At 43.2% G+C, this 12,159-nt stretch carries 13 protein-coding genes; 5 read left to right on the top strand and 8 right to left on the bottom strand.

Going from position 1 to position 12,159, the window contains the following annotated elements; all coding sequences use genetic code 11:
• Positions 1-61: 61 nt before the first annotated feature.
• Entirely contained in the window at positions 62-514 is a 453-nt protein-coding gene (locus I595_RS04865) for a GAF domain-containing protein (protein ID WP_054558268.1), read from the bottom strand.
• A 123-nt stretch (positions 515-637) separates the two neighbouring features.
• Here I595_RS04865 and I595_RS04860 point away from each other — a divergent pair, with 123 nt between their 5' ends.
• The 5 genes from I595_RS04860 (at position 638) to I595_RS04840 (ending at position 5,210) form a co-directional block, all read left to right on the top strand.
• Positions 638-1,045 carry an HYC_CC_PP family protein gene (locus I595_RS04860; RefSeq protein ID WP_245628227.1) on the top strand — a complete coding sequence of 136 codons (408 nt, stop codon included), beginning with the start codon at positions 638-640 and terminating at the stop codon, positions 1,043-1,045.
• Between the two features lie 78 nt (positions 1,046-1,123).
• Entirely contained in the window at positions 1,124-3,385 is a 2,262-nt protein-coding gene (locus tag I595_RS04855) for a TonB-dependent receptor (RefSeq protein ID WP_054558267.1), read from the top strand.
• A gap of 17 nt (positions 3,386-3,402) precedes the next feature.
• The gene (locus I595_RS04850; protein ID WP_054558266.1) at positions 3,403-3,762 is read left to right on the top strand and encodes a heavy-metal-associated domain-containing protein; all 360 of its coding nucleotides are present in this window, start codon (positions 3,403-3,405) and stop codon (positions 3,760-3,762) included.
• Positions 3,762-4,493 carry a heavy-metal-associated domain-containing protein gene (locus tag I595_RS04845; RefSeq protein WP_054558265.1) on the top strand — a complete coding sequence of 244 codons (732 nt, stop codon included), beginning with the start codon at positions 3,762-3,764 and terminating at the stop codon, positions 4,491-4,493. The genes I595_RS04850 and I595_RS04845 overlap by 1 nt, the downstream gene beginning before the upstream one ends.
• 15 nt (positions 4,494-4,508) lie before the next feature.
• Positions 4,509-5,210, top strand: a complete 702-nt coding sequence (locus I595_RS04840) for a PepSY domain-containing protein (protein WP_054558264.1) — start codon at positions 4,509-4,511, stop codon at positions 5,208-5,210.
• A 207-nt stretch (positions 5,211-5,417) separates the two neighbouring features.
• On the opposite strand, the gene groL is transcribed toward I595_RS04840, so the two are convergent.
• From groL to miaB, 7 genes are all read right to left on the bottom strand, one after another.
• Entirely contained in the window at positions 5,418-7,052 is a 1,635-nt protein-coding gene (groL, locus tag I595_RS04835; protein WP_054558263.1) for a chaperonin GroEL, read from the bottom strand.
• A gap of 98 nt (positions 7,053-7,150) precedes the next feature.
• Complete coding sequence (locus I595_RS04830; RefSeq protein ID WP_054558262.1) at positions 7,151-7,429, bottom strand: co-chaperone GroES; 279 nt, start codon at positions 7,427-7,429, stop codon at positions 7,151-7,153.
• A gap of 142 nt (positions 7,430-7,571) precedes the next feature.
• Positions 7,572-7,940: a preprotein translocase subunit SecG gene (gene secG, locus I595_RS04825; protein ID WP_054558261.1), complete on the bottom strand. Its 369-nt coding sequence runs from the start codon at positions 7,938-7,940 to the stop codon at positions 7,572-7,574.
• Positions 7,937-8,827 (bottom strand): hypothetical protein, encoded by an 891-nt coding sequence (locus I595_RS04820; RefSeq protein ID WP_054558260.1) that lies wholly within the window; start codon positions 8,825-8,827, stop codon positions 7,937-7,939. Before I595_RS04820 ends, secG begins: the two co-directional genes overlap by 4 nt.
• Before the next feature lie 12 nt (positions 8,828-8,839).
• Positions 8,840-9,346, bottom strand: coding sequence for an LptE family protein (locus I595_RS04815; protein ID WP_157449671.1), 507 nt, complete (start codon positions 9,344-9,346; stop codon positions 8,840-8,842).
• A gap of 28 nt (positions 9,347-9,374) precedes the next feature.
• The gene (locus tag I595_RS04810; RefSeq protein ID WP_054558258.1) at positions 9,375-10,646 is read right to left on the bottom strand and encodes a sigma-54 interaction domain-containing protein; all 1,272 of its coding nucleotides are present in this window, start codon (positions 10,644-10,646) and stop codon (positions 9,375-9,377) included.
• A complete protein-coding gene (miaB, locus tag I595_RS04805; RefSeq protein WP_054558257.1) occupies positions 10,646-12,103 on the bottom strand; it encodes a tRNA (N6-isopentenyl adenosine(37)-C2)-methylthiotransferase MiaB in 1,458 nt (485 codons plus the stop codon). Before miaB ends, I595_RS04810 begins: the two co-directional genes overlap by 1 nt.
• Between the last annotated feature and the right edge of the window lie 56 nt (positions 12,104-12,159).

The following is a 12,159-nucleotide window of genomic DNA, read 5'->3' as shown; positions in this document are numbered from 1 at the left end:
ACAATAACCCACAAGTTTTAAACTTTAAAAAAAACATGCCTTGCGCCGCAGTAATCTTGGCTCAGATAATTTTAGCCACTTCTTGATTCACAAATTCCAAAAACCGCTCGTCTTCTTGGGAAAAAGGGTCTGGGGTGTTGGAGTCAATATCAATCTGGCCAATGTTTTCACCATTTTTAAAAAGTGGGACCACGATTTCCGACTTAACGGTGAGACTACAAGCGATATAGTTGTCCTGTGCCTGGACATCGGGCACTACAAAGTTCTGGTTGCTTTCCGCTACCTGGCCGCAAATTCCTTTGCCAAAGGGGATAATGGTATGGTCCGTTGGCTCTCCGGCATAAGGGCCTAGTTTAAGCTCCCGCTTGTCTCCGTTTTTAAAGTAAAATCCTACCCAATCATAGTAGGAAACTTCTTTTTTAAGTAGGTTGCAGATTTCTTGCATCGCCACTTCCTTATCTTCCTTGTTGTGGTTAATGAGATTGGAAACCTTATGTTTTAATTGTTCTAACATGTTATAAAAGTGTAGGACGAATGTCGATTTAATTTTAAAAACTTACAATCTTAATTGTGCTAATAGTTGGTTAAAAACGGTGATAATATATAAGCTGATATTCAATTTTCTTATTTTTACAGCGTGAAAAAGTTAGCACATAACATCTTGTCCACAGGTTTAGCGCTGTTGGTGCTGCTATCCACAGTTTCTTGGACTGTGGACAAACACCTCTGCATGGGCCGTGTTATGGACGTTTCCCTTTTTGTGGAAGCTGATGATTGTGGTATGGAGGCCGCTGCTGGTCTTTTGGAGGCTGGGATGGAAAACCATTGCTGTGGTGATGAAACGTTTACCCTGCAAGGGCAGGAGGATTTATTACATGATTACCAAGATATCTCCCTAGGGCAACAACAATTTTTTGTGGCCTTTGCTGCCGCATTTCTCCCCTATTTTTTTACTGAGCCAACTACGCTCGACGTAAATTGGGACTATCCGCCCCCGCTGCTTGTGCATGACGTGCAGGTTTGGCATCAGGTCTTTTTAATTTGATTTTTTTTGATTGATACCTTAACGTCCAATCTAGTGGGTTGGACAACACTATGTTCAAATCAGAAAAATCAGTTTACAATGCAAAAAATATATAGGCTTGTAGCCTTATTAATAGCTACAAATTTTACGCTGTATGCCCAAGAAGTCACTGGGCTGGTGGTAGAAAACATCCCGAATGGGAAAGAATTGCCTTTGGCGGGCGCTAATGTCTATTGGCTGAATTCCCCCATAGGTGCCACAACAGATCAAAATGGGAGATTTACCATTCCCCAAGATCCCAAATATGATAGGTTGGTCATTAGTTACATCGGTTTTATAACGGACACCTTAACCATTGGCGCCCCAAAGGATATCAAACACATCTTGTTGGCAAATAACCAATTGGAGGAGGTGGTAGTGGAAAAAAAGCGTGATGCCGTTAAGAAAACGTTTTTCTCGGCTCAGAATGTGGTCACCATCAATAGTGCGGAATTGCTTAAAGCAGCTTGTTGCAACCTTTCGGAAAGTTTTGAGACCAATCCGGCCATTGATGTTAATTTTAATGATGCGCTCACCGGGACAAAGCAAATTCAAATGTTGGGCTTAACAAGTCCGTATTTGATGATTACCCAAGAGAATATTCCCATGGTGCGGGGTGCCTCACAAGTCTACGGACTTACCTTTACGCCCGGTACTTGGGTAGAAAGCATCCAGATTACCAAAGGGGCAGGGAGCGTGGTCAATGGTTTTGAGAGTATCTCCGGGCAAATCAATACGGAAATTGTCAAACCTTTAACCGACTATCCCGTCTTTTTAAATGGGTACGCCAATTTAAACGGCAGACTGGAACTTAATGCGCATATCAACCAAAAGATATCGGATAGATGGAGTACCGGAATCAATGTGCATGCCAATAACAGAAGCGTTAAAGTGGACAACAATGGTGACGGCTTCTTGGATGCTCCCCTTGCGGACCAAATTAATGTTCAGAACAGATGGCAATACCAGAATCCAGAGACAGGTTGGGTCAGTTTTCTTAGTTTTCGTTACTTAAACGACGATAAACAGGTGGGCCAGGTAAATTACGAACCAAGTATCCATAGGGTAAACCAAGGCGCGGCTCTTGACGGCTCTGAAATTTGGGGTAGTGAAATCAACACAAATCGTTTTGATTCTTCTGCCAAGTTGGGTTATGTGTTTCCCGAACTGCCCTTTCAAAGTATTGGTTTTCAAGCTTCTTACAGTAACCACAAACAGGACGCTTACTTTGGTTTAAACCAATACGACATCGATCATCAAAGTCTGTATACCAACCTCATCTTTAATTCCATCATAGGCAATACCAAAAATAAGTTCAAGGCAGGCCTCAATGCAGCATATGATGGGTATGATGAGCTGGTGAACGACCAAGCTTTCCAGCGTGTAGATCGGTCCCTTGGTGCCTTCTTTGAATATGGATATGAAGATTTAGAACGCCTTAGCGTAACCGCCGGAGTGCGTTTTGATACCCACAATAGACTTGGTAATTTTTTTACGCCACGCATCCATGCCAGATACACCCCTTGGGAAAGGGCCAGCTTAAGGGCCTCCTTTGGTCTCGGAAGAAGGGCGGCCAATATTTTTGCGGAGAACCAGCGGTTGTTTGCCTCATCTAGGGTAATTCAACTAAATGGCAATGGTGGTGATATTTATGGTTTTGATGCAGAAAAGGCCATGAATTTTGGGGTAAGTTATTTACAGGGCTTTACGCTGTTCAATAGACCCGGAAACGTGTCGGTTGATTTTTACCGTACAGATTTTGAAAATCAGGTAGTTGTGGATTGGGAAAACCCTAGCGCTGTAAGGTTTACCAATTTGACAGGTGAAAGTTTTGCCAACAGCTTACAAGTGGAATTTAATTATGAGATTTTACCTAGTTTGGAACTGCGCACAGCCTATAAATATTATGATGTAAAGACTAGTTACCAAACTGGCCTTTTGCAACAGCCCTTACAGGCCCAAAATAGGTATTTCCTAAATCTTGGTTATGAGACAAAAATTAAGGAGAATGGGTCCCAATGGCGTTTTGATTATACGTTGCATACCGTGGGTGAGCAACGTTTGCCAGGTTCCGAAAATACTGTGCCAACCACCCAGTTTGGTAGGGTTGCGGACGGGTATAGCCTTATGAATGCCCAAATCACCAAGGTTTTTTCAAAAAAGTTCGAAGTATATTTGGGTGGGGAAAACTTAACTGGGGTACGACAGGGGAATCCAGTCTTGGGCGCATCGGACCCGTTTGGCCCAGATTTTGATACCACAGTAGTGTTTAGGCCCATTTTAGGAACCATGGTGTATACCGGGTTTAGATTTAAAGGATAATTAATTTATAAAAGAGTATGAAAAAAATAGTTGTAGTGCTCATGGCAATGACCTTGACCAATGTAGCTTTTGGACAAAACAAGAATAAGAAAATGACCTTTGAGGTGAATGGTAAATGTGAGATGTGCAAAACGCGTATTGAGAAAGCTGCCCTAAACGTGAGCGGTGTAAAATTTGCGGACTGGAGTATTCCCACCCACCAGCTTTCCTTGATCGTGGATGAGCGCAAGACCAATGCCATGGCCATTAAAATGGCCATTGCGGAAGTTGGGCACGACTCTAAAGAGTTGAAGGCTACGCAAGAAGCTTATGATAATGTTCATCCCTGTTGTAAATACCGTGAGGACAACACGGACGACGGTAAAAGTCATCACTGATGACATCCACCTACAGCATAACGGGAATGACCTGTAACGGTTGTGTTGCCTCGGTGACCAAAAAATTGGAAACATTGCCCGGGGTGGAACAGGTGCAGGTTGATTTGGAGCGGCAGGAAGCCATTATTATATCGGAAGCTTTTTATAATGTAAAGGAATTAGAGCAGGTGTTACCGTCCAAGTACACCATAGGTTTAATTCAGGGTGATGAACACCTAGTAAAGTCCAAAAAGGAAGTTTTGGAGGGGAACCAATCAAGGTGGGTGCAATTGCGCCCACTTTTTTTAATCTTCCTTTACCTCTGTGGTGCGGCCATATTGTTAAATTACAAAGAATGGAGCACCAACGAGGCCATGTTGGATTTTATGGGCCTATTCTATATTGTATTCAGCTTTTTTAAATTTTTGGATTTAAAAGGATTTCCGGAGAGTTTTAAGATGTATGATCCTTTGGCCAAGGCCATGCCAATGTATGGGTGGGTGTACCCTTTTATTGAACTTGCCCTGGGGCTACTATTCTTGATGCGTGTGCAGCTGCTAATAGCCATGGTTGCAACCATTGTTGTTTTGGGAATTACCACTTTTGGGGTCACCAAAACACTTTTGGATAAAAAAAGTATTCGCTGCGCCTGTTTGGGAACCGCTTTAAAATTGCCCATGACAGAGGCCACTTTTATTGAAAATGCCATTATGTTATTGATGGCTGTGAGTATGTTGTTGTCCATGTTTTAATAGGTTTCCAGTGCTATGGTGAACAGAAAAACTGCGCTACGAATTAGAAAAACCCACCGTTATTTAGGATTGTTTTTAGGGATTCAGTTTTTATTATGGACCATAAGTGGCCTGTATTTTAGCTGGACGGATATTGATGAAATCCATGGTGATGATTTTAAGATTTTACCTCCTAAAAAAGTGGCCTTTGCCAATTTGTTGGGTACGGATTCCTTGATTGGCGGGCAATCTGTGGAATCCTTGGAGCTGCTAGAAATTGCGGGGAGTCCTTACTATTGGATAAATGAATCCCAATTGGTTCACGCCCAATCTGGAAAACCAAAGGATGGCATCAACAAGAAGGAAGCAATGGCCGTTGCACAACGCTACATAAAGCCGCATTTAAAGGTGGCAGGGATTAGGGAATTGGATAGTGTAGGTCCGCACCATGAATACCGTGGCAGACCACTACCTGCCTTTGAAATATCTTATGAAACGGATGTAAACCTAAAGGCCTATGTGGCTAAGGAAAACGGAGCTTTCCAAACGGTGAGATTTAGGGACTGGCGCTGGTTCGATTTTCTTTGGATGACCCACACTATGGATTATCAAGGGCGTGACGATTTTAACACCGCAGTGCTTAGGGCTTTTAGCCTTTTGGGACTGATAACCGTAATTAGCGGATTTACCCTTTGGTTTGCAAGTTCACCAAGGTTTCGGAAAACTTTTAAGACATAGCTTCGTATTCTTTAGTTTTAAACACCGTTCTCAGCACTATTTGTAGTTCCCCAAAATCACGAGACCGGGTATTTTGTTGTTTACGAATGGCAAAATGTACAACGGGTCTAATTAGTTCTATAAAACAAAAACGCCCTGTTCTTTTGAACAGGGCGTACTTATAAAGGTCATCAACTCCCTTTTTGGGATGGAAAGGCCTTCTTTTGGTTACATCATACCTGGCATGCCGCCACCGCCACCCATTGGAGGCATAGCAGGGGCGTCTTCTTTGATGTCGGTCAAGGAACATTCAGTAGTAAGAATCATTCCAGCAACCGAAGCAGCGTTTTCCAAGGCAACCCTAGTCACCTTCTTTGGATCTATGATTCCCGCTTTCATCATTTCAACATACTTGTCAGATTTGGCATCATAACCAAAGTCTCCTTTCCCTTCCAAAATTTTGGCAACAACAACAGAGCCTTCTCCACCAGCATTGGCAACAATGGTCCTAATTGGGGATTCAATGGCCCTTGCTACGATTTGTAGCCCTGTAGCCTCATCTTCATTTTCTGTAGCTACTTTGTTCAGAACGGATTTAGCACGTACCAATGCAACACCACCACCGGCAACAATACCTTCTTCAACGGCGGCTCTTGTAGCGTGCAGCGCATCATCTACCCGGTCTTTTTTCTCCTTCATCTCCACCTCGGAGGCGGCACCAACATAAAGTACGGCAACACCACCTGCCAATTTGGCCAAACGCTCTTGAAGTTTCTCTTTATCGTAATCAGAGGTAGTAGACTCTATCTGCGATTTTATTTGGTTAACGCGGGTCTTGATGTTTTTGGCCGCACCAGCACCGTTGACGATGGTGGTGTTGTCCTTATCAATGGTAACGCGCTCTGTAGTTCCCAACATATCAATGGTAGCAGTTTCCAAAGAGAAGCCTCTTTCCTCTGAAATTACCGTGCCGTTGGTCAAAATGGCTATATCCTCCAACATCGCTTTTCTTCTGTCCCCAAAACCAGGGGCTTTTACTGCTGCGATTTTTAAAGAACCCCTTAGTTTGTTGACTACAAGCGTGGCCAATGCCTCACCATCAACATCTTCGGCAATGATCAAAAGGGGTTTTCCAGACTGCGCAACTGGCTCCAAAACCGGAAGTAAGTCTTTCATGGAAGAAATCTTCTTGTCAAAAAGCAGGATGTATGGGTTCTCCAAATCAGCAATCATCTTCTCAGAGTCAGTTACAAAGTATGGAGATAGGTAGCCCCTATCAAACTGCATACCTTCCACAACATCTACATAGGTATCCGTGCCCTTGGCTTCTTCAACGGTGATTACCCCTTCTTTTCCAACTTTGCCAAACGCCTGTGCAATTAAATCTCCAATTGTTTCGTCGTTATTGGCGGAGATAGAAGCTACTTGTTTGATTTTGTCAGAGGAATCCCCCACTTTTTTGGCCTGCTTTGCCAGGTTTTCAACTATGGCCTCAACAGCTTTGTCTATACCCCTTTTTAAATCCATTGGGTTGGCACCTGCCGCAACGTTCTTTAAACCTTCCTTAACGATAGCTTGTGCAAGTACGGTGGCGGTAGTGGTACCATCACCAGCCAAGTCATTGGTTTTGGAAGCCACTTCCTTCACCATTTGGGCGCCCATATTTTCAAGGGCATTCTCCAACTCTATTTCTTTGGCAACCGTTACACCATCTTTGGTTACCTGCGGTGCTCCGAAAGATTTGCTTATAATTACGTTTCTTCCTTTTGGTCCCAGTGTTACCTTTACCGCATTTGCTAGTGCATCAACGCCTTTTTTTAGGCCGTCACGTGCATCGATGTCAAATTGAATATCTTTTGCCATGTTTTTTTGTTTTTTGGTTTCCGATGAACGGAACTCTTAAATTTTAATGTGTACTACGTTTAATTTTTGTGTTGTCGGTTTGTTCTTAAAACGATGGATTAGACAATCGCAAGGATGTCGCTCTCGCGCATCATTAGGTAATCGTTGCCTTCTAGCTTAAGTTCAGTCCCGGCATATTTTCCATAAAGTACGGAATCACCAACCTTAACGGTCATTTTCTCATCCTTGGTGCCAGGCCCAACGGCGACGACTTTTCCCTTTTGGGGTTTTTCTTTAGCCGTGTCAGGAATGATAATTCCAGATGCTGTTTTGGTTTCAGCTGCCATTGGCTCAATAAGTACTCTGTCCGCCAATGGTTTAATGTTCACTTTAGCCATTTCTATAAAATTTTAGGTATTAGTTTATTAATCTGCGTACTGATAGGCAGAAATTATGCCATTGCCTTAAAACTGACATTATGGAAAACAAAAATGCCAGCTTGTCACTAAGCTGGCATTTAAATATCGTTAAATGGAATTTTTATTGGATAGTGTCCAAAGAATTGTCTGTATTTGCCGGAGGGGTCTCTACCGGTACCGTTTCTGGAACAGTCTCCGGCACGGTTGTTTCTATGTCGTCACCTTGTAGTAACTTGGATTCCGCATTGCCATAATTGCCTTTGAGGGCAACATTGGACAATAAGATGAGCACAATGAGCAGGCCGGCCAAAGTCCAAGTACTCTTATCCAAAAAATCCCCAGTTTTTTTAACACCACCAACTACCTGACTGCCGCCACCGCCAAAGGAGGAAGATAATCCACCGCCCTTTGGGTTCTGCACCATGATGACCAAAACCAGTAATAGACAAACGGTGATGATCAGGATTAAAAATATTGTAAACGTACTCATTGTTTTTTATCGTTTTCTTTCTGTAACTTCTTGACCTCCAAAATTCGGTCTGCAAAGAAACCACTTTTTTCCGGATATTTCAAACGCAAAATTTTAAATGCTTGAATGGCTTTTTTGTATTTTTTTTGCTCTAAATACACCTTTGCCAAGGTTTCTGTCATTAATTGGTTTTGATTTATCTTGATAGATTCTTTGATGTTAACATTTTGGGCGGATTGTGGATTGGGAACAATTTTTGGTTTTTTCTCAATGAACTTGTCCAATAGCTCAAATTTCTTCTTCTTTTCTTTAGTTGGGTTGGGTGTTATGGTTGTTTTGCGTCTAATGGGTTTTTTACTGGTTAATTGCAACCATTCATTAAAGGAGTGTTTTTCCTCCTTGGTAAAAGGTAGCGGTTTTCCCAGTTCTAGCTTTTCCCCTGGTTCCCTATCCTCTTCTGCTTGTGACGGTTTTTCTTTTGTCGTAAAAAGCCCTGGATTTAAAATTTCTTCGGCATCCTCTAAGGTTTGGGGCAATGGGCTGTCCTCCGCCGCATTCCCAAAAATGAGCTCCGTTTCCGTGTTTGGGCTCACCTCTTCCGCTATGGTTTCTTTCTCTTTAAGTACTGCCTTTCTGCCCAAAAGGCTATCGGCAATGGCATTTTGGTCAAATGTTGCTGAGGTAATAAAATCAAACAACACTTCGCGATCTGCCGTATGCGCAGCTGTGCGTTTTAAGGCATCGTTGTAACGGTAACTTTCCAGATTTTTCAATGCTTTTAAATGAACGGAACGTGCGGCTTGGAAATAGGGGTACTGTGCTAGCATCTCCTCCAACTCCTTTACCTGTTTTGGGGAAATGGGACGGTCCGGGTTTTGCAAAAGTACCGTAAAATCAGAAACGTTCATACTAAATGTTGCTTACCAATCTGCCAAGGATTCATTAAAGATATCTTGCGTCAATCGGTCAAATATAACTTCGTGGGCCTCACTTTTTACACTTTCCAATAATTGCGTGCCAGGGAAGTCAAAGAAAAAGGAGAACCGTTTTTCAAAATCCGCCCCTTCTTTCTTGGAATTAAAGAACCGGACGTTTACGGCCATGGTCAATCTGTTTTGTGCCGCGGTCTGGTCTGCCGTTGCAGACATAGGGGATACCCGGTATTCCACAATTTCACCTTCATAAACCAAATCACCACCACTCCCGGTGAGGCTAAGACTCGTGAGGTTGGTAATTAAATCTTGTAGGGCATTGGTAAACTCCAGATCTAATTGTGGTTCTATGGTAGAGCCTGGGGATTGGTCTGCATAATTCTGAAAAAAGTTGACCTGGAAGGACTGTGCATCACCGACATCTGCACCGGTAAAGGTATAAAGCCCACATCCATCCAATAAAAGGCTACTGGCCAAGGCCAACATCAGCACCATAAACCGGTACGCTCTAGGTTTTATCATTTTAAAGATCATACTGTTTGATTTTACGGTAGAGGGTCCGTTCTGAAATCCCCAATTCTGAAGCTGCCGCTTTGCGTTTGCCCTTATTGCGTTCCAGTGACTTTTTAATCAGTTCAATTTCTTTTTCCTGAAGGGAAAGGGTTTCTTCCTCTTCAATTTCCTCGGCAAAATGGTACCGATCTTCCTTAAGGGGCGGCACATATGACGGAGTTTCTAAATCTGGTTCCGCCTCCGGCAGTTCCAAGACCTCGGTAATGCTTTCTTCTTCCAAGACGTCTTCCTTTTTTCCGTAAATTTTACGTATCAGGGTTTCATTTTCCTCTTGCACCTTGTCAGAATCATTGTTTTTTAACAGCTCCAGGGTTAGCTTTTTTAAATCGTTCAAATCCCCCTTCATGTCAAAAAGGACTTTGTACAGGATTTCCCTTTCATTACTAAAATCACTTTCCTTTTTACTATTTCCAATGACCGCGGGTAGGTTGGGTGCGGTGGAGTTGGGCAAGTAGCCGTGAAGGGTAGCTGCTGTTATGGTCCTGTTTTCCTCCAATACGGAAACCTGTTCGGCTATATTGCGTAATTGCCTAATGTTTCCTGGCCAACGGTATTTTAACAACAGGTCTACGGCTGCGTCTTCCAACCGTATGGTGGGCATCTTATATTTTTGTCCAAAGTCCGATGCAAATTTCCGGAACAGTAAATGAATATCGCCTTGGCGATCCCTAAGGGGCGGGATGTTGATTTCCACGGTACTTAGCCTGTAGTACAGGTCTTCCCTAAACTTTTCTTTTTTAATGGCCTCAAACATGTTAACATTGGTTGCGGCCACGATTCGTACGTTTGTTTTTTGAACCTGGGACGATCCCACCTTTAAAAATTCGCCATTTTCCAGTACGCGCAATAGGCGCACTTGGGTGGTCAAGGGAAGTTCCCCTACTTCATCCAAAAAAATAGTACCGCCATCGGCCACCTCAAAATAGCCGCTACGGGTTTGGGTAGCCCCGGTAAAGGCCCCTTTCTCGTGTCCAAACAGCTCACTGTCAATGGTTCCCTCAGGTATGGCACCGCAGTTTACGGCAATATATTTGGCATGTTTCCTGTGGGATAAAGCATGTATAATTTTTGGAATAGCCTCTTTTCCCACCCCACTTTCACCAGTCACCAAAACCGAAATATCGGTAGGGGAAACCTGAATGGCCTTTTCCAGTGCTCGGTTTAGTTTGGGGTCATTGCCAATGAGCTCAAAACGTTGTTTTATAGATTGTACACCTTCCATTAGTCAGTCACATTATTGTCCGAATATCCTACTGCCTCGCCAATAAGGGTTGCAGAGGTGCAATCCTTGATGTGGACCATGACAAAATCACCTACCTGATAGTCTTCTTTTGGGAAAACCACAACGGTATTTTGCGAGTTGCGGCCCATCCAGTGCGCATCAGATTTTTTAGAGGTGCCTTCTATGAGAACTTCCTCGGTTTTTCCCAAATGTTGTTGGGTACGGTAGAGACCGTGTTTTCGCTGTAGGTCTATAATTTCTGTAAGCCTCCTTTTTTTAACTGCTGTAGGCACATTATCTTCCAATTTCCGGGCCGCCATAGTGCCAGGGCGTTCTGAATAGGCAAACATAAACCCAAAATCATACTTTACGTATTCCATTAAGGAAAGCGTGTCTTGGTGATCCTGTTCCGTTTCCGTTGGAAAACCGCTGATCATATCTTGGCTTATGGCACAGTCTGGTATGATTTTCCGAATATTATCTATCAACGTAAAGTATTCCTCACGGGTGTGCAAGCGGTTCATGGCCTTTAAAATACGATTGCTTCCGCTTTGTACCGGCAAATGGATATAGTTGCAAATGTTTTGGAACTTGGCCATGGTTTCTATCACGTCAAGCGTCATGTCCTGCGGGTTGGAGGTGGAAAACCTTATCCGCATTTTTGGTTGGGCCAATGCGCATAGTTCAAGAAGTTTGGCAAAGTTTACAGAGGTGGCCTTTTGCATTTCACTTGCTTTGTCAAAGTCCTTTTTTAAGCCGCCACCGTACCACAGGTAGCTATCTACGTTTTGGCCCAAAAGTGTAATCTCCTTAAAGCCCCGCTGCCATAGATCGTTGATTTCATCTATAATACTTTGTGGATCGCGGCTGCGTTCCCTACCTCTGGTAAACGGCACCACACAAAAAGTGCACATATTATCACAGCCACGGGTAATGGAAACAAAAGCGGTGACACCATTGGAATTTAATCTAACGGGGGCAACATCCCCGTAGGTTTCATCCTTGGAAAGGATAACGTTGACCGCATTCCTTCCTTCATCAATTTCCTGTAATAAATTGGGCAGGTCCTTGTAGGCATCCGGTCCTACTACCATATCCACAATTTTTTCCTCCTCTAGGAATTTGCTTTTGAGACGTTCTGCCATGCAACCTAGTACGCCCACTTTCATGTGTGGGTTGATTTTTTTTACGGCATTGAATTTTTCTAAACGTTTTCTAACGGTCAGTTCCGCTTTTTCCCTGATGGAACAGGTGTTTACCAACACCAAATCTGCTTCTGCAAGCTCTTGGGTGGTATTAAAACCTTCCTTGGCCAAAATGGAAGCCACAATTTCACTGTCAGAGAAATTCATCTGGCAACCGTAACTTTCTATATAGAGCTTTCTGGTATTGGCGCTATTGTCTTGCAGGCTTAATGCTTCGCCCTGTTTATGTTCTTCTATAATTCTCTCTTGCACGGTATGTTTTTATGTTGCACCTTAAGCAAATACAAAGATAATGCATATCTCAAAAG

The sequence above is a fragment of the Croceitalea dokdonensis DOKDO 023 genome, assembly GCF_001306415.1.
GTDB lineage: Bacteria > Bacteroidota > Bacteroidia > Flavobacteriales > Flavobacteriaceae > Croceitalea > Croceitalea dokdonensis.
This window is presented reverse-complemented; position numbering and strand designations above follow the sequence as displayed.